Origin of the sequence: Mycobacterium sp. E136 (genome assembly GCF_001666865.1) — a bacterium.
Taxonomy (GTDB): Bacteria; Actinomycetota; Actinomycetes; order Mycobacteriales; family Mycobacteriaceae; genus Mycobacterium.
Genome location: NZ_LZJE01000315.1, coordinates 71,965 through 90,093 on the forward strand (window position 1 = coordinate 71,965; position 18,129 = coordinate 90,093).

Below are 18,129 nucleotides of genomic sequence, written 5' to 3' on the forward strand. Positions count from 1 at the left end.
CCGACCGGAAGCGATGTGGAGTGGAGTTTCGATGAGCTTCGAGCATGGCCGCGGACGGCGCTGGCGCACCGTCATCTCGACCCACCGGCCCAAGGTCTTGAAAACACTCGCGCTCAACCCCGGGGTGCAGGTCGGCTTCTCCGATGCCGGAGCCCTCCTGCGCAACATGGCCTTCTACAACAGCGGGCTGCGGTTGTTGCGCCACGTACGGCAAAGCGCAGAAGCCGGTGCACCGTTCATGACCGTCGAGCACGCCGTTCATCGGTTGACAGGCGAACTGGCTGACTGGTATTCGCTGGATGCGGGCCACCTACGCGTCGGTGATCGCGCCGACGTCGCCGTGATCGATCCGACGCGCCTGGACGAAGCGCTCGATGCCTACGCAGAACAGCCCGTCGAACAGTTCGGCCTGAGCCGCATGGTCAACCGCAACGACGACGCGGTGGCCGCGGTCCTCGTCGGTGGCCGCGCGGTCGTTCGGGACGGGGTCCCAACGGACCTGGTCGGCAATGTCCGGACGGGCAGCTTCCTCCGTGCCGGGCGAAAGATCGCGGCGCCGGCCGTTCCGTCAACGGTGGCGGCCGGTGGGTGACATCGATTACGCGCGGGTCGACCCCGAACTCCGGCGGCTGTCGCGTGTTCTGCCGAAAGGCTATGCGCTGCACCGCGGTTTGTCGCTACCGCGCGCATTGATGAGTATCGTGGGACGGACCGGTCGTGTGCGGGGAGTCGAAGCGGCCCGTGTCAACACTGACGTCACCGTGCGGGTGCACCGCCCGTCCCACACCGACGCGCCCGGGCCGGCGCTACTGTGGATTCACGGCGGCGGCACCGTGATGGGCATTGCGGCGCAGGAGGATCGGTTCTGCCAAAAGCTGGTCAACTTCACCGACGTCGCGGTCGTCGCGGTGGATCACCGCCTCGCGCCGGAACATCCGTACCCGGCACCGCTCGAGGACTGCTACGCCGCACTGCAGTGGCTGACGCGGCAGTCATGGGTGGATCCGACACGAGTCGCGGTGGGCGGCGCCAGCGCCGGCGGCGGGTTCGCCGCCGCGGCGGCGCACCTCGCCCACGACCGCGGTGATGTCGATCTCGCCCTACAGATGCTGGTCTATCCGATGCTCGACGACCGGACGCCCGCAGAATCACGCCGGCGGGTGATGTGGACCGCTCGCGACAACCGGATCGCGTGGCGGTGGTACCTGGCAGGCGCCGACCCTGACGCAGCCGTCCCAGCCCGCCGCACCGATCTGTCCGGGTTGCCTCCGGCCTGGATCGGCGTCGGAACCCTCGACCTCTTTCACGACGAATGCCGCGACTACGCACGCCGGCTCCGGGAGCACGGTGTGGCCGTCCATGAGGAGATCGCAGACGGCGCATTCCACGCCTTCGATCTGATCGCTACCAATACCTCTATTTCACAACGCTTTTTCGCCAGCCAGGTCCGTGCGCTGCGGACCGCCCTCGTCGACGACCCGGTCCGCTACTGAGGATCAGCCGTGCCCCGACAAGAAGCCCTCGATCTCACCCACCGAGTCCTCAAGCATTTCGAGAACGACTCCCTCGATGTCGCGGACGAGGTCTGGCGTGAACTGCGCAGCGCCTACGTGGATCACGAACGTTTCGAGGCCGACGTCGCGATGCTGCGCAGCGTTCCCCACGTGATCGGCTGGGCCGGCGAAGTCGCCGTGCCGGGGTCGTACACGACGAAAGACGTGATGGGCACGCCTGTGCTGGTGACCCGGGGCAGAGACGGTGTCCTTCGCGCGTTCATCAACGGCTGTGCGCATCGCGGCGCGCAGGTGGCCGACGGCTGCGGCAGGGCACGGTCACTCAGCTGTCCCTACCACGGGTGGACCTACGGTCTGGACGGTTGCCTGATGGGGGCTCCGGCCCGAAAGATGTTCGCAGGGGCGGATCTCGAGCGCCGCGGTCTCATCGAGTTGCCGGTCACCGATCAAGCGGGACTGATCGTCGTGGGGCTCTCAGTCGACGTCGACGTGTCCGCAGCGCTCGACGGAATCTCGGTACCGCTGTCGGAATACGGGTTTGACCACAACCACCATGCCGAAACCAGGCGCTACGACATCGCATGCAACTGGAAACTCGCCGTCGACGTGAATTTCGAGGGCTACCACTTCCCGTACGTACACGCCGACACCCTCGACCCGCTGGCGTCGAACAACTCCGTCTACGACATCTACGGCCGGAACATCCGCTGGGCGTTTCCGTTCCGCGACATCGTCCAGTATCGCAACGTTCCCGAAGCCGATTGGCCAGACCAATTCTTCGGCACCGTGGTGTACGGGCTGTTTCCCAGCTGTGTGCTGATCGAGGCACCGGGCACCTCGCAGATGTTGCGCGCATATCCGGGCAAGAGTCCCGGTGAGGCCGTGGTCTACCTGTCCATCGGGGCGCCAAAGGAGATCACCACCGAGGAGGAACGCACCTGGTACAAGATGGGAATCGACGGCGCCGCCCAGGTGCTCGACGGCCAGGACTTCCCGATGGCCGAGGCCTGTCAGCGCGGCCTGGAGGCAGGGGTCGACCACGTCGTGTTCGGTCGCAACGAGGCTCTGCTGCATCACCTCGCTCACATCCGCAACGACGCGCTGACCTAGAGAGAACAGCGCAATGGGCTTTCTGAAAGCGGATTCACCCGCGCTCGACCACCCGACATGGCGGCAGGGCAGCCGATCGGAGCGGCTCAAGCCTCTCGTGCGCCACATCGCGGAGCGGGGGATGGGGAACCCCGACGTGCTGTATGTGCTCTACACGGTGAAGATCGCGTTGTTCGTCATCGGCGGCGTGTGTTTCGCGTTGGCCACCAAGGGCATCGACGGGTGGGGAAACATCGCGTCGTGGTGGAGCGAGCCGATCGTCTTCCAGAAGGCCGTGCTGTGGGCGCTGCTGTTCGAGGTGCTCGGACTGGGCTGCGGATTCGGGCCGTTGACCGGGAAGATCAAACCGCCGATGGGCTCGGTGCTGTACTGGCTCCGCGTCGGGACCATCCGGCTCCCGCCGTGGCCGCGCTGGGTGCCGCTGACCGCCGGCGATCGCCGCGGTCCGCTCGACGTGATGCTGTATGCCGGTCTGCTCGTTGCGACGCTCTGCGCGCTGCTGTCGGACGGCACGGGACCCGTTGCCGCTTTGGATACCTCGATCGGATTGCTGCCGACTCCGAACATCGCTGTGATTGTCGCGTTGCTTGCGATCGCCGGGCTTCGCGACAAGCTCATCTTCCTCGCCGCCCGCGGCGAGGTGTACGGGGCGTTGACGGTGACGTTCCTGCTGCCGGGGCAGGACATGATCGTCGCGGCGAAGTTGGTGATGGTGGCGATCTGGATGGGGGCGGCCACGTCGAAGCTGAACAAACATTTCCCCTATGTTGTCGCGACGATGATGGGTAACAGCCCTCTGGTTCGCTCGAAGCGCTTGCGCACGTTGCTCTATCGCGGCTACCCGGAGGACATCCGGCCGAGCATCATCCCGCGGCTGCTCGCGCATGGCGGCACTGTCGTCGAATTGCTTGTGCCGCTGGTGATGTTCTTCTCCCACGGCGGAGTGATCACCATCGTCGCGGCCACGGTGATGGTGATCTTCCATCTCGTGATACTGACGTCGATTCCTCTTGGTGTGCCTCTGGAGTGGAACGTCTTCATGATCTTCGGCATCGGGTCGCTCTTCGTCGCACATGCGGATCTCGGCCTCGCTGAGCTTGCGCAGCCGTGGGCCGTGGCCGCGCTGATGGCGGTGATCATCGCGGCAATCGTTCTCGGCAACGTCGACCCGCCGAAAGTGTCCTTCCTGCCGGGGATGCGCTACTACGCGGGCAACTGGGACATCTCCACCTGGTGTTTGACCGAGTCGGCCACCGCCAAGATCCAGGAGCGGGCCTCGGGACTCGGCTTATTGCAGCACAAGCAACTCGAACGGCTCGCCGGTCCCGAGAATGCGGAGATCGCGATGTACCGCGGCTTGGCGTTTCGTGCGATGTACGCACACGGCCGCGCCGTCGTGACGCTGTTGAATCGCGTCATGCCCGCCGGGCGTGAGGATGAGTACGCCGTCGTCGAGGGCGAGATGGTCGCCGCGTATGCGCTCGGATGGAGCTTCGGCGACGGCCATCTGCACAACGAGAACCTGGTGCGAGCTCTGCACGCCCGCTGTCGTTTCGAGCCGGGCGAGGTCCGCATCATCATGATCGATGGTCAGCCGATCCACCGACAGCGGCAGCGGTATCGCCTCGTCGACGCCGCGACAGGCGAGTTCGAACGTGGCACCTTCGAGATCGCTGACCTGATCGATCGCCAGCCGTGGGAGGACGACGTACCGATTACGGTGACAGCCGCAACGGCGGTCGACCGTCGCTAGGGGCGCATCAGACGCCATCGGCCCCGCAGGTTGGCGGGCTCAAATACCCATCTTGAGGCTGGCGCCGGCGTCGACGAAGAGTTGTTGGCCGGTCACATAGCGTGACTCGTCGGAAGCAAGGTAGACGACCGCATGCGAGATGTCTTCCGGCTCGACGTAGGGGATCGGCATCGCCTGGAGGACGGGAAAGACGAGTTCGGCATCATCACGCGAAGGATCGGCGAGATCCGGCCGGAATGTGCGATACATCGGCAAGTTGTGCAGCATGTCGGTGTTCACGTTCGTGGGATGGATCGCGTTGATCCGAATGCTGTGGGGTGCCATCGTCAGTGCGAGCGCCTTCGTGTACTCGCGGATCATCTTCTTGGCCATGCCGTACCCCGCGCCGCCGGGACCCTGCGGTCCGCCGCCGGTCGCGAGATCCTTTTGTTCGACGAGCCCCGCGATCGATCCGGTCACGATGATCGAACCACCCGGCCCGAGATGATCGAGGCTGAGGTGAATCGTATTGACGACTCCCACGAAGTCGACGTCGAAGGCGTCGATGAACCCGCGGTAGGGAATATGGCTGCCTTGCGGGCATATTCCCGCATTCGCGACGACGACGTGCAGACCGCCGAGCTGGGCAACGGCGTCGTCGAGCACCTTCTTCAGGGTGGGCCGGTCACGCACGTCGACTGCTGCAGTGATGACCCTGCGTCCGGCCTTCTCAACCAGTTTCGCTGTCTCGTCGAGGTCGGCGCGCGTCGCCAGCGGATATTCGTTCGAGGGGATATCCGCACAAATGTCGATTGCGATGATGTCGGCGCCCTCGTCGGCCATGTTCACCGCATGGCTGCGGCCCTGGCCACGGGCTGCGCCGGTGATCACGGCCACCTTGCCGCTGAGACGGTTCATCTAGCCCTCCAATGCGCTAAGACGCGGGCCTCCATGCCGGTTGGATGATAGAACAGATAGTGTCAACTTGTCACATAGCGGTCCGACTGTCGTGCCCCATCGCTGCAGGATCGCGTTGGAACTCACGAACCATGGCCTGAATCGTGTAAGAAGCCGCCAGCCGGCCGTCCTCGGTAAAGACGTGACCGTCCCCCTGGACCAAGCCACGCCCGGCCCAGAACGCTCGATTGGCGTAGAGCAGCCAGTCGGTGACATCCACCTCCTCGTGAAAAGCGATGGTGGCCTTCATGATGCCCGTCGACAGTGTGCGGTGCGCAAGCGCCTCGCCGAATCCGGCATGGGGGAGCATGCCCGCGCCGATGGTCCAATGCGTCGACGACTGGGCGAGAAGGCCCGTGTGGAGATACGGCTCATCGGGGGCTTCGCGGAACCGGACCCACGCATTGATCTCGGGCGGGCCCACCCGGTCGGGGTTGAGGTCGTAGGCCCCGTCGACGATCCTGATCTCGCGGCCGGGCATTCCGAAACCTTCGAACGGTTCTGCGTCGACGGGCTTCGCGACGTCCGGCATCGCCGCCACATGACTGATGACGTCATCGGATCCGGAGTCGCACAGCAGGATCGCGGCGCCTCGCAGTGTGCCGTGTTGGGTCGCGCGTACCTCGGCGGTGGAGAACGTCCGCCCCTTGCGGAGCAGTTCGACGGTCAGATCGACCGGTGCCCCGAAGGAGGCCGCTTTGACGAAAACCATCGACGCAGACGTGACACGTTGCTGCGGAAGCCTTTTCGACACGGCGACGATGGCTTCTGCAAGTAGCTGCCCGCCTTCCACCACATCGCGGGCCGCGGGACCATGCGCGGGGCCGACAAACGTATTCGCATCGGTGGGTTGGACGTCGATCAGTCGCACCAACTCGGCGGCATCGCCCCACAGCGGAAACCTCACGGGTACCAAGGAGCCGTCATGCCAACGCTCCACGACAACGACGCGCAGCCGCTCGTCGTAAAACGAAACGTGGCCGACGATCCCCGCTACCTCGGGCAGCGGAGTGGGGTAGCTCCACGCGACGTTCTCGATCTCCTGGTCCCGGTGGCGCAGGCTCCAGTACGAGGCTTCGCCCTTGAACGGGCACACCGTGGTGTGCGCGTTGGGTACGAGCAGATCCCATTGGACGTCGTCCTCCGGAAAGTACAGCCGGTCAACGTGATCGGTTTCCGCAACGACGAGGCAGTTCTCACTCTCGGCGACCAGGGTGTCGTCGAGCCACACCTGCCCGATGTAGGGACACGACCTGATGCCGATCCTGTAGTCCGGGTGCGACGGCCATGCCGACTCGATCTTCGTGGTCATGCCCGCATCGGACCTGTCGGAGACTTCACGACGATCGATTCCAAACCGACGTCCGGATGGTCGATGGCGCTGGCATAGATTCCGACCAAGACATCCGCGACCGCCTCCGGGGTCATCAGGCTCTCCTGAACGAGGCCGCGCGAAAGCCATTCGGTGACTGCGGTATTCAGAAGGTCGGGATCGAAGGCGGACGTGAAGTCCGTCGGTACGGTTCCACTGACCTCGATGCAGCTGAACCGGTATCCCGGTTTCTCCAGGCGCCATGAGACCAGGCACCGTTCCAACGCTGCCTTGCTCGCCGAGTAGGCGCCGAGCGCGGTGTGCGGGTGGCGGACTGAATCCGACGACATCGCAGCCACGATCGCTGAAGGGGTGAGCGCGGGAAGCAGCGCGCGAATGATCTCGTGCACGCCGACCACGTTCGTTTCGAAGACGTCGAGCCAGTCCTGTGCATCGGTGTCGGCGAACATCTTCAGAGGTGCGTAGCCCGACGAGATCAACACGATGTCCACCGTGTCGAGGGTGTCCCGGGCGGTATCTGCGAGACGCGCGCAATCGGCCGATGTGCGGACGTCGACGGCGACCGCGACGCCTCCGCCCGCCTCCGCGACGACCTCCTCGAGTTTGTCGACCCGGCGGGCGGCGAGGACCAGTCGGGCGCCCTCCTTGCCTGCTCTGACGGCGAAGGCGCGTCCGATCCCCGCGGACGCGCCCACCACGACCACCCGTTTACCGGCCAGCGAACGCTCACCCATCAGATCTCTGCCCTCGCTCTCCTGCGCCGTCGGGGAGAACAATATTACAGATTATGTCTTACTGACTAGGGGTGCGCTCGGTTCACCGCAGACCGTTGACCGCGAACTTCTCGACGTAGCGGCGCACGGTCGCCGGCTTGGACATGTCGAAGGTCTGAGCTTTGTTGACCGTCGAGAACGAGTAAATGATCCGCGCGAGCCATTCACTAGCCGCTGCCACATCGACGCCCGCCCCCACCTCGCCTCGCTCCTGGGCCTCCCGCACGTAGGGCACCAGGAACTGGGTCGTGCGTCGCACCGCGGAGTCCCCATCGGAGATCATGTGCCGCATCAACTCGGCGTCGTCGGCCATCAAACGATTGCGGGTCCGATGGTCGAGCAGGATCTTGGCGTGGGTTTCGGCCATCGCGCCGATCTTTTCCGCCAGCGTCGGCTTCTTTGCCATCGCCGCCGCGACTTCCTTGTAGAACCTCTGCGCGCCGTACTCGATCGCCGCCTCGATCAGGATCGTGCGGTCCTCGAAATACCGATATACCGTCCCCCGCGACACATTCGCCATCCGGGCTACGTCCTGCACGCTGGTGCGCTGAATCCCCAGTTGCGCAAAGCAAAGGTTCGCCGCCTCGAGAATCTGATCTCGGCGGTCCGACTCCTCTTGCTCGTCGATCGCGGCCGCGGCCCGCTCAGTCGACATGTCGCCCCTCGTCCCAGAAAGCTGAGTCTGTCAAGGTCTCTATGCTACGCGACACCCAGTGTTCCGGTGTTCCGGCGCACCGTCGCCCACCTCGCGAGGCTCGGAGAACACAGGGTGAACATAGTGACATCACTCGTCTAGATGTTTAGTCTCGCACGATATCGGTTGGCGCAGTGACCGGCAAGAAGGGGGCCAGCGTGGATCTCGGGGTGTCCGGACGCAACTTCATCATTGTCGGCGGGACGACCGGCATGGGATTCGCCGCCGCCGAGGAGCTGGCTCGCGACGGCGCCAATGTCGCGCTCCTGGCGCGCGACGGCGAACGGGCAACCAAGAGGGCGAACCGGCTGTCCGACCGATATGGGGTGAACGCCGTGGGAATCAGCGTCGACGCCGCCGCCACCGGCGATGGCGTGCAGCGCGCCGTCGATGAGACGGCCGACCGGCTCGGCCCACTGCGCGGCCTGGCCGTGACGGCGGGCCCGATGAGGCAGCAGGGCCCGTTTCTCGAGCACGGCGACGATTCGTGGGACTGGTACTACCAGATGATCCTGATGGCGACGGTGCGGTCATGCCGCGCGGTCATTCCCCATCTGCAGCGCAACGGGGGAGGGACGGTGGTGACGACGGCCGCGTATTCGGTACGGGCGCCGAAGATCCTCATACCGCCCTACAACGCGCTCAAGGCCGCCGTCCTGACGCTTTCCAAGATCCTCGCGAAAACCCATGGGCCGGACGGAATCCGGGTGAATACTATCTGTCCCGGCTTGTTCGACACCGAGGTGAACGATTTCATCCGCGCACAGCGCGCGACGGAATACGACGTGCCGCTCGACGATGCGATTTACACGCACCTGGCCAGCAATCCGGCGTGGAACATGCGCGTCGCGCTCGACCGGGGTGGGCGCCCGCACGAAGCCGGCGAGTTGATCGCGTTCCTACTGGGCGAGCGGGCCGCCTACATGACGGGCGCCGTGATCAACATCGACGGCGGCACCGACTTCTAGATCCCGACCCGGTCGGCGAGCAGGCCGCGGTGGTACGTGGCGTCGCCCAGCAGCTGCGCGGACGACCTCGCTCGCTTGAAGTACAGGTGCGCGGGATGCTCCCACGTGAACCCGATACCGCCGTGGATCTGAATGTTAGCGGCGGCGGTCTTGGTGAATACGTCCGAGCAGTACGCCTTGGCCAGGGACGCCGCAGCGGGCAGTTCGCCCGCTTGTCCGGCCGCCGCCTGCACGGCGTATTGTGCTGCGCCGCGGGCACACTCGATCTCCAGCATCAAGTCGGCACACTTATGGCGGATCGCCTGAAACGACCCGATCGGCCTGCCGAACTGTCGGCGCGCCTTCGCATAGTCGACTGCCATCTCCAGGCAGCGCTGGGCACCCCCGACCTGTTCCACGGCCAGGCAGGCCGCCGCGATGTCCAGGGCATGTGACATCGCGGGCCATGCCTGCCCCTCGGCGCCGATCAGCTGTGCGGGGGTGTGCTCGAAGTCGATGCGGGCTTGGCGCCGCGTCGGATCCAATGTTGACAACGGCCGGCGGTGCAGGTTATCGGTCTCGTCGACCGCGAACAGCGATATGCCCGCATTGGTGCGGGCCGCCACCAGCAGCAGGTCTGCGATGTGCCCATCCAGTACAAATGTCTTGGTGCCGTCGAGGGTCCAGCGTGAACCGGTAAAACGTGCGCTGGTCTGGATGTCGTCGACATCCCACCGACCGGACTGCTCTGTCATTGCCAGCGCCGCAACCGTCAGTCCCGATGCGATGCGCGGCAGATACGTCGATTTGGCACCGGTGTCTGCGCAGCACATCAGAACGCTGCCGGCCAACACCACCGACCCGAAGAACGGACCGGGCAGCAGGGCACGCCCGAACTCCTCGACCACCAACGCCAGTTCCTGGAGGCTGTACCCGCTCCCACCGAATTCCTCTGGGATGGCCAGACCCTGAAGCCCGAGTTGGTCGGCGAGCTGGAACCACACGTCGCGGTCGTAACCGTCGGGAGTCCCCATGACACGGCGGACTTCGCTCTCGGAAGACTTGAGCTCGAGAAATGCACGGACCGTCCGGCGAAGTTCGTCCTGCTCCGGTGAAGGGGTGAAAACCCATGCGGTATCGCCCATCTCAGCCATCCCGCGGGTCGTCGTCGGAGTGGCCGGCGGGATGGACCCGCGGTTCGGCGGCATTGCGGCGCAGTGTGCGCAGCCACGCGCCCACCGGTGCCGGGGCAGGTACCGGTCTGTCGGGACGGCCGGATTCGGCGTTGTGGAACTCCTGCCACGACGGAAACGCATCGTGCCAGCCGCCGTCGTGGGGCGGGGTACCCGGCCACCGCATCTTCCGCTCGCCCAGCGGAGGATGGGTGATGTCGCTCTCGTACCAGAACAACGGCGTGCGCTTGACGAAGTACCAACGACCGTCCCGACGTTGATAGGTGTCCAGGTAAGCGAGCATCTCGATCAGCCAAACCGACTCTGTCTCCAAGTCATTGCGCGAATAGACTAGGCCCGTGGCGTTGTCGACTTCGTGGATGTCGATGACGTGGCCGTGCACACCGTGTGCGCTGCCCAACAGGTCGTGCCGCAGCTCGCGGTCGTACCAGGAGCGCAGCGCCGCGCGGCCGCGACGCTTTCCGGGAACCTTCACGTCGTCGACGAACAGATTGACCAGGGCATCGAGGTCCCGCATATCCAACGCGACCGCGTATTTCGCCGCGAGCTGGCGGATCTCGTCGAGCGCCTCCAGGCGTTCGATTCGGGCCTCGAGTTCGGCCAACGCCGTCACGAGAGTTCTCCGGTCGCCATCAACTCGGTCAACCGTGCTTTGTCGATCTTGTTGGTCGTGGTGTAGGGCAAGCGGCGGGGATCGGGGAGGATCACCCACTTCTTGGGCACCTTGTACGCCGCGATCTGCTCACGGCACGCGGCCGCCAGGTCCTCGGCCGATGCGGTGCGCCCCTCGTTGAGCACCACGGCGGCACTGACGATCGCGCCCTTGTCCGGATCTGGTACGCCCACAACGTAGGCGATGCGTACCGGGTCGATGCGAGCCAGTGCGGCCTCGACCTCCACCGGGGCGACGTTCGTGCCGGCGGTCTTGATCATCTCGTCGGTGCGGCCCGCGAAGTACAGATGGCCGTCGTCGTCCCGATAGCCGGCATCCCTGGTGTGCAGCCAGCCGTCACGGTCCACCACCTCATGCCAGTGCTTGCCGACCATTCCACGCAGCAATGCCGTTCCGCGCACACAGATCTCGCCGGTGACGCCGTTGGGCACTTCGTTGCCCGCGTCGTCGACGATCTTGTGCTCGTAACCGGGCGCTGCGACACCCAGCGACCCGCGCTTGGCCTCGGGCAGCTCCTCGTGCGGGGGCCACCACGTGTGCGAACTGCACGTCTCGGTCATTCCCAGCTGCGCGACCCGCAGCGACGGGTCAGGCGTGCGTTGACCGGGGGGTAGCAGCACCTGCTGGTAACCCTCGCGCAGGCTCGACAGATCGGCGGCGGCGAAGTCGGGATGATTGACCAGTGCTGGGCCGATATGAAGAAAACCCGTCGTGTAGGTGGCCTTTTCGCTTTCGAGGAGACGTAAGACCTCGGCCGCGTCAAACCGGTGCTCGGTGAGGATGGTCGCACCCACTTGCATGGGGCCGAGCATCCCGAAGACCAGTCCGGCGACCCAGAAGAACACCATGGGTACGTAGATTCGGTCATGGTGGTCCCATTCGTGGGCGGTGGCGATGAACCGGGAGTGGGTGATCGCTGTCCCGTGAGTGTGGATGATGCCCTTGGGATTTGACGTGCTGCCCGAGGTGTAGATGACAAGCAGGTCGTCCGCCGCCCGCACGGTGGATTCGCACGACCGGAGGAAACCGGTCGGCACCGGGTCGGGCCAGGCGCTCGGCCAGCGGCGGCCGGGCCCGCCCAGCGGAAGAACGTTACGCAACTGGGGTAGTCGCTCAATCCGCAGTTGTCCGTCGACCTCGTCGAAGTCCCCGGCGGCGGATTCGATGCGCTCCAACAGATCCTTGCCCAGCAGGGTCTCGACGGCCAGCAGCGTGTGGACGTCGGCATCGCGGAGCACCCAATGCAGTTCGCCGGGTTGGAAAAGGGTGTTGATCGGCACCGCGACCGCGCCGATTCGGGTGGCCGCGAGGAACGCGGTGACGAAGTCGGGGCCGTTGGGTGCCAGTATGCCGACTCGGACCCCCTTGGTGACGCCCGCGGCGAGCAGGCGGGCCGCCATGTCGGCGGATCGGGCCTCCACCTCTGAGTAGGTGATTCGTTCGACGGTGCCGTCGCCCGTCGTGGAGACGACGAAGTCGTTCGAGCCGTGACGGGAGGTGACGGCGCACAGCATCGCGGGCAGCACCGCGTCGTACGGGAGCGGTGCGTAATGAAATGTTCTGGCAGCCCCCGTCGGTCGAGTCATTCGACCACCCAGCGCGGTTCACGTTTCTCGGCGAACGCGGCCATTCCCTCTCGATAGTCGGGATGGGTCATCTGATGCTGCAGTACATAGCGGTAGGCCACGTCGTGCGCGGCGTGCAGGCCGACGTCGAGACTGGACCACATCGCCTTGATGGACGCTTGCACGGTGGCGGGAGACAGCTTGGCGATCGACAAGGCGATCTCGCGTGCGCGCTCCTGCAGGCGCTGTGCGGGCACCACCTCATTGATCAGGCCGATCTCGTGGCCCCGGTGCGCACTGATGCGCCCGTCCTTGGTCAGCAGTGCGAGCTGCATCACCATCGACAGCGGCATGCGTCGCAACAGAACCGCCGGCTCGAGCGCGAACACGTTGCCGACCGCCAGATGCGTGTCGATCAGCTCAGCGTGTTCCGCGGCGATGATCAGATCGGCGTCGGCGACCTGATGCAATGCGCCGCCCACCGCCATACCGTTGAGTGCGCATATGACCGGCTTCCACACGTTGTGATGCAACCGCGAACCGGGAACCTTGTTGCGGATACCGCTCTGCGCCGTGGCTCGGATGTCCTGTCCGGCGCAGAACGCCCGGTCGCCGGCACCGGTGATGATCGCCACGCGGATGCCGGGGTCGTCACGCACCTGGCCCCAGGCCCATCCGAGCTCGGTTCGGGCCAGATCGTCGGTGGCGTTGAGCCGCTCGGGGCGGTTGATCGTGATCGTCGCGACGTGATCGCTCACGTCGAACAGAATTCTCTTCAGATCCACCGAATCCCCCGGGCTCGAGGCGCGAACAGCGGTAAACAGAGTAGCAGAAGATGTCTCATCGTTCTGTGAGTTGCGGTCATGGGATCCACTGCCCACCTGAGACCGAGATGAGCTGACCGGTGAGATGTTTGGCCTCCGGCGAGCACAGGAACGCGACCGTGTTGGCCACGTCCTGCGGCTCGCCGATGCGGCCCAGCAGCGTCGACGAACGCATGTGCTCCAGCTCGTCGTCGGTCTTGCGGGACAGCAGCCACGGCGTTGCGGTCGTACCCACGACCACCGTGTTCACCCTGATGCCGAACGGCGCCAACTGCACCGCCATCAGCCGGCTCAGGCCTTCCACTCCGGCCTTCGCGGCCGCGTAGGCCGGCGGCCCGGTCCGGACGCCGTGAGCCGACACCGAGCTGATGTTCACGATGACTCCGGATTTCTCCTCGACCATCTGCCGAGCAACGACCTGCCCCATCACGAACGTGCCCTTGAGATTGACGTCGACGATGCGGTCCCAGTCCTCGTCGGTTTGATCGAGAAAGCTGGCGGGCAGGGTCATTCCGGCGTTGTTCACCAGGGCGCGAATGGGACCGTGCTCAGCGGTGAGCTCGCGCATCGCCCGCTCGACTGACGGGCGGTCGGTGATCGACAGCTCCAACGGCACCAGCAGCCCCGCACGCCACGCGGGCGACTCCTTGGCACGCGCGACCGCCTTGGCGTTGACGTCGACCGCCGCGGTGCGGTATCCGGCCTCGATCAACGCCTCGACGATCGCTTCGCCGATGCCGCGCGCCCCACCGGTGACTACCGCTACGGGGCGTAGCTCATCCGACACGACGACTCCCGGCCTGCTTCGACTCGCGCTCGATTCGGTTGATCGACGGACGCAGCAGGTGCACGGCCTCCGACATCATGGCGGCCAAATCGCCTGTCCCACGGCCCGATACCCACAGGTCGATTGCCGTTCGGTTGGCACCGTTGACCAAGCTTGCGGCCAGTCGGGGACGCATGTCGACATCGGGCTCGACGTCCAACCACCGCGCCACTTCGACCGTCATCTGGTCGATCCAGTCGTCGTTGATGCGAAGCATGGTGGCCCGCAGGGCCGGCAGTTCGCCGTACATCGCGGCGCGCACCAGGAAGATCTCTGGGTTCTCGGCGATGGCGGTGGCCACCGCTTCGGACGCTTCGGCCAGTGCGTGCCACAGCGAGCCGGAGTGAGCCGCGCGGAATCGCCGGATCGCCTCCGCCAGACGGTCGGCGTACCCGTGGAAGAGGATGTCGTCCTTGGCAGCGAAGTGGTGAAAGAACGTTCTCGGTGCGACGCCGGCCACCTCCGCGATCTGCTCGACAGTGGTTTGTTCGTATCCCCTGGTGGTGAACAGCTCGATGGCAGCCGCGATCAGTGCCTCGCGATTTCGCCGGCCTCGTGCGCGCCGTTGATCCATGCTCAGCATCCTGCCAATGTCGCGGTGCCGGAACGCAGGGAAACGACGTCGCCCTGCACGGTCCGGAAGTGAACGCGCGTGCCGTCGCGCCAGATTTCCGTGCGCAGTTGCGCATCGAGCTCGACCGGCTTTGCGAATCGGCAGCTGATGGAGGTCAGTGCCGCCGGATCGCCCCCGCCCGCGAGGGTGATCAGGGCACGTGCGGCGAACCCCAACGTGCATAGACCGTGCAGGAAGACGTCGTCGAAACCGAACTTGCGGGCCACGGCGGGATCGATGTGCAGCGGGTTGCGGTCACCGCTCAGCCGGTAGATCGCCGCCTGTTCGGGCCGGACGTCGTCGGTGTGGACCCCGTCGGGTGTGCCCTGCGGGGTGTCGACGGTAGCCGGTCCTCGCGACCCTCCGAAACCTCCCGCTCCGAGCACCATGGTCTGCGAGGACGCGCGGAAGAGGGGACCCTCGTCGTCGACTCCGACCGACGACACCTCGATGGCAGCGTGCTTGCCGGTGTCCCACAGCGCCGACACCTCCGCGGTGACACTCACCTCGCCGCTGGGGCGCAGCGGACGTTCGAGTTCCAGCGATTGGGCCGAATGCACGATCGGGGCCTGACCGAGTTGCAGCGTCGTACGCAGATCCTTGACCGCCCACCAGTTCGCGATCAGCGCGAAGGTGGGAAGGACCGCGGGCCCGCAGTGCTCATCGAGCAGCTGCCGTTCCGCCGGCGGGCGCGCCCCGACCCCGAGCGCGTAGAGGATGCAATCCGTCTCCGTCCAGCGGTAGGTCGTGGGGGCCAGGGTGCTGCCGACCATGCTGGCGGACAGGGTCGCGGATGCGGTCACATGGCCCTCCACGGCGATAGAACGGATTGACGTGATCTGTTCAATCGTGCAATATAGTCGCAGTAACTGCAACTACATTCTCAGCGGAGGCGATGACATGCGGTTCGGCGTGTTCATCCTCGGTGACAAGCCCAATCACCTCAGCCACCAAGATGTCCTAGCCAATGTGCTCGAGGAGGTGCGGTGGGCCGAGGAACTCGGCTACGACGAGGTCTGGCTCGCCGAGCACCACTTCTCGCCCTACGGCACCCTCGCGGATCTGCCCCTGGTGGCTGCGGCGATAGCGGCGCAGACCGAACGAATCCGCATCGGTACCGCATGCATGGTCGCCCCGTTCCACGATCCGATCCGTCTCGCCGAGCGCATCGCCATGGTCGACAACCTCAGCGGAGGGCGGTTCGATGCCGGTTTCGGACGCGGCTACCAGGCGCACGAGTTCAAGGGTTTCGGAATTCCGATGGATGAGGCCACCGCGCGGTATCAGGAATGCGTCGAGATCGTCAATTTGCTGCTGGCGCAGGAGAATGTCACCTACTCAGGTAAGTATTGGCAGCTGGAGGACGTCACCATCCATCCCCGACCGGTGCAGGATCCCATTCCCGTGTGGGGCACGGTGATGAAGACGCCGTCGAGCTTCGAGTGGTTGGCCGACAAGGGATTCGGTGCGATCATCGGCAATCCGTACCAGGTCGACCCCGACCTGCAGGGAGCTTTGGACATCTACCTCGAGACGCAGGCCAAGATGGGGCTCACCGCGGCCACCGGCAACGTTTGGGCATTATTGAACGCGTTCTGTCACTCCGACGACTCGTTCGCCAGAACCTATCCGCAGGAGAGCGTCGAGTTGTCCATCCAGACGCACCGCAAGTACTCCAGCCCGTTCGAGCGCGGCGGCGACATCCCGGCGGACTACAAGGCGTATGCCGACTGGTTCGACAAGCACGACAAACAAAGCTACGAGCAGGTTCTCAACTCGCATCTCACGCTGATGGGCAGCCCCGATCGCATCATCGAGAAGATGCGCACGGTCATCGACATGGGCTGGCGCAACATCATGTTGCGCATGTCGCGCGGTGGCGCGATGGATCGCGCCAAGGTCCACGATTCGATGAAGCTCTTCGCCGAAGAGGTGATCCCGGTGGCAAGCGAACTCGCGGCGGCGCCGGCTTGAGTCAGCAGCTCACCGCTCGCATTCGAGCCGTGCTGGCGCTGGACCCGGCGGCCCCCGCCGTCGAGTACGACGGGGCGTGGACCGACTGGGGTGCCATCGCTGACGTCGCAACCGAAGTCGAAAGGCGTTTGACGGCAGCGGAATTGGCTAACGGCGCGCCGATCGGACTCGTCCTGCGCAATCATCCGGCGATGGTGGCGGCGATGCTGGGCGTTCTGCTCGCCAACGCCTGCGTCGTCACGATCAACCCGTCGAACGGGGACACCCGGCTGGCCTCCGACATCGAGGAGCTGCGCCTGCCCGCCGTTGTCGCAACCGGCACCGATTGGCAGCGACCGTCGATGGTCGCGGCGGCTGCGGGCGCGGTCGGTCTCGAGGTTAGTACGACGCCACCGACCGTGGAGGTGGTCGCCGGCTTGGAGCATCCGGGCGCCGGGCCCTTCCGCACTGAACCACCCGGTGTGGCGGTCGAGATGCTGACCAGCGGCACCACCGGCCCGCCGAAGCGGGTTCCGCTGTCATACGACTCATTTGCACACACGCTGTCGGCCGCGGGTGCCCACTACGGCTCGAGTGACGCGGGAGGCTTGCGCCTGCGCTCGGGCGTCGCCATCGTCAGCTCGCCGCTGGTGCACATGTCCGGCCTGTTCCGCACCCTACTGAACCTCTGCGAAGGACGCAGTATCGCACTGTTGGAGCGGTTCCGGGTGGCGGATTTCGTCGACCTCGTCGTGCGCCACCGGCCCAAAGCGGTGAGCCTCGTGCCGTCGGCGCTGGCGATGGTGCTCGACGCCGATGTGCCACCTGAGGTGTTCTCCAGCGTGCAGGTGGTCACCTCCGGTACGGCGCCACTGCCGGTGCCCGTTCAGGAGGCCTTCGAGGCGCGGTACGACGTCGCGGTGTTGCCGTCGTACGGGGCCACCGAGTTCGCGGGCGGCGTCGCGGGCTGGAACCTGGCACTGCACGGTGAATGGGCAAAGGCGAAGCGGGGCAGTGTTGGTCGTCCGCAGAGCGGCCGCGAAGTGCGCGTCGTGTCGGTCGACGACGGCAGTGAGCTATCCGCAGGCGGTCAGGGCCTGATCGAGGTCCGGACTGACGGCGGCGAGTGGGTTCGCACCACGGATCTCGGCCGGGTCGACGAGGATGGCTTTCTGTACGTCGACGGCCGCATCGACGACGTGATCATTCGAGGTGGCTTCAAGATCGCCCCGGCGGACATCGTGGCCGCGCTGCGCGGTCACCCTGCCGTGCGTGACGCCGGAGTCACCGGACTTCCCGACGAGCGCTTGGGGGCTGTGCCGGTCGCCGCCGTGGAACTCGTCGACGGTGCGCAGCTGCACCGGCACCTGGTATCGGGTGAGGTGCTGGCCGACGAAATCGAGCAGGTGGTCGGGTTCGACC

17 protein-coding genes and 1 pseudogene are annotated in these 18,129 nt (G+C 65.5%); 7 read left to right on the plus strand and 11 right to left on the minus strand.

The window, feature by feature from the left end; all coding sequences use genetic code 11:
* Positions 1-40 precede the first annotated feature (40 nt).
* The 4 genes and pseudogenes from A5698_RS20620 to A5698_RS20635 all read left to right on the plus strand — a co-directional run.
* Positions 41-592 (plus strand): annotated as a pseudogene (locus A5698_RS20620) (hypothetical protein); the annotation flags it as partial.
* Positions 585-1,493 (plus strand): alpha/beta hydrolase, encoded by a 909-nt coding sequence (locus A5698_RS20625; protein ID WP_068300573.1) that lies wholly within the window; start codon positions 585-587, stop codon positions 1,491-1,493. The pseudogene A5698_RS20620 and the gene A5698_RS20625, both read left to right, overlap by 8 nt.
* 9 nt (positions 1,494-1,502) lie before the next feature.
* Positions 1,503-2,624, plus strand: a complete 1,122-nt coding sequence (locus A5698_RS20630) for an aromatic ring-hydroxylating oxygenase subunit alpha (protein ID WP_068300575.1) — start codon at positions 1,503-1,505, stop codon at positions 2,622-2,624.
* 13 nt (positions 2,625-2,637) lie between these two features.
* A complete protein-coding gene (locus tag A5698_RS20635; protein ID WP_068300577.1) occupies positions 2,638-4,377 on the plus strand; it encodes a DUF3556 domain-containing protein in 1,740 nt (579 codons plus the stop codon).
* A 39-nt stretch (positions 4,378-4,416) separates the two neighbouring features.
* Here A5698_RS20635 and A5698_RS20640 read toward each other — a convergent pair whose 3' ends face one another.
* From A5698_RS20640 to A5698_RS20655, 4 genes are all read right to left on the minus strand, one after another.
* A complete protein-coding gene (locus A5698_RS20640) occupies positions 4,417-5,274 on the minus strand; it encodes a mycofactocin-coupled SDR family oxidoreductase (RefSeq protein ID WP_067082068.1) in 858 nt (285 codons plus the stop codon).
* A 70-nt stretch (positions 5,275-5,344) separates the two neighbouring features.
* Positions 5,345-6,625 carry a DUF427 domain-containing protein gene (locus A5698_RS20645; protein WP_068300579.1) on the minus strand — a complete coding sequence of 427 codons (1,281 nt, stop codon included), beginning with the start codon at positions 6,623-6,625 and terminating at the stop codon, positions 5,345-5,347.
* A complete protein-coding gene (locus A5698_RS20650; protein WP_231967473.1) occupies positions 6,622-7,422 on the minus strand; it encodes an SDR family oxidoreductase in 801 nt (266 codons plus the stop codon). The genes A5698_RS20645 and A5698_RS20650 overlap by 4 nt, the downstream gene beginning before the upstream one ends.
* 40 nt (positions 7,423-7,462) lie before the next feature.
* A complete protein-coding gene (locus A5698_RS20655) occupies positions 7,463-8,074 on the minus strand; it encodes a TetR/AcrR family transcriptional regulator (RefSeq protein WP_067082079.1) in 612 nt (203 codons plus the stop codon).
* Between the two features lie 173 nt (positions 8,075-8,247).
* On the opposite strand from A5698_RS20655, the gene A5698_RS20660 reads away from it, so the two are divergent.
* On the plus strand, positions 8,248-9,081 hold the full coding sequence (locus A5698_RS20660) for an SDR family NAD(P)-dependent oxidoreductase (RefSeq protein ID WP_231967474.1): 834 nt from the start codon (positions 8,248-8,250) through the stop codon (positions 9,079-9,081).
* Here the strand turns inward: A5698_RS20660 and A5698_RS20665 are convergent.
* The 7 genes from A5698_RS20665 to A5698_RS20695 form a co-directional block, all read right to left on the minus strand.
* Complete coding sequence (locus A5698_RS20665) at positions 9,078-10,268, minus strand: acyl-CoA dehydrogenase family protein (RefSeq protein WP_502688964.1); 1,191 nt, start codon at positions 10,266-10,268, stop codon at positions 9,078-9,080. The genes A5698_RS20660 and A5698_RS20665 overlap by 4 nt on opposite strands.
* A complete protein-coding gene (locus A5698_RS20670) occupies positions 10,207-10,866 on the minus strand; it encodes a nuclear transport factor 2 family protein (protein ID WP_068300584.1) in 660 nt (219 codons plus the stop codon). The genes A5698_RS20665 and A5698_RS20670 overlap by 62 nt, the downstream gene beginning before the upstream one ends.
* Positions 10,863-12,512 carry a class I adenylate-forming enzyme family protein gene (locus A5698_RS20675; RefSeq protein WP_068300586.1) on the minus strand — a complete coding sequence of 550 codons (1,650 nt, stop codon included), beginning with the start codon at positions 12,510-12,512 and terminating at the stop codon, positions 10,863-10,865. The genes A5698_RS20670 and A5698_RS20675 overlap by 4 nt, the downstream gene beginning before the upstream one ends.
* On the minus strand, positions 12,509-13,249 hold the full coding sequence (locus A5698_RS20680) for an enoyl-CoA hydratase-related protein (RefSeq protein WP_231967475.1): 741 nt from the start codon (positions 13,247-13,249) through the stop codon (positions 12,509-12,511). Before A5698_RS20680 ends, A5698_RS20675 begins: the two co-directional genes overlap by 4 nt.
* A gap of 103 nt (positions 13,250-13,352) precedes the next feature.
* The gene (locus tag A5698_RS20685) at positions 13,353-14,102 is read right to left on the minus strand and encodes an SDR family NAD(P)-dependent oxidoreductase (protein ID WP_067082094.1); all 750 of its coding nucleotides are present in this window, start codon (positions 14,100-14,102) and stop codon (positions 13,353-13,355) included.
* Positions 14,092-14,715 (minus strand): TetR/AcrR family transcriptional regulator, encoded by a 624-nt coding sequence (locus A5698_RS20690; RefSeq protein WP_067082275.1) that lies wholly within the window; start codon positions 14,713-14,715, stop codon positions 14,092-14,094. The genes A5698_RS20685 and A5698_RS20690 overlap by 11 nt, the downstream gene beginning before the upstream one ends.
* Positions 14,716-14,717: 2 nt before the next feature.
* Positions 14,718-15,557, minus strand: coding sequence for a MaoC family dehydratase (locus A5698_RS20695; RefSeq protein ID WP_156670834.1), 840 nt, complete (start codon positions 15,555-15,557; stop codon positions 14,718-14,720).
* A gap of 97 nt (positions 15,558-15,654) precedes the next feature.
* On the opposite strand from A5698_RS20695, the gene A5698_RS20700 reads away from it, so the two are divergent.
* Positions 15,655-16,728 (plus strand): LLM class flavin-dependent oxidoreductase, encoded by a 1,074-nt coding sequence (locus A5698_RS20700; protein WP_067082098.1) that lies wholly within the window; start codon positions 15,655-15,657, stop codon positions 16,726-16,728.
* The coding region (locus A5698_RS20705) for a class I adenylate-forming enzyme family protein (protein WP_197506847.1) at positions 16,725-18,129 on the plus strand (1,405 nt) is incomplete at its 3' end. The genes A5698_RS20700 and A5698_RS20705, both read left to right, overlap by 4 nt.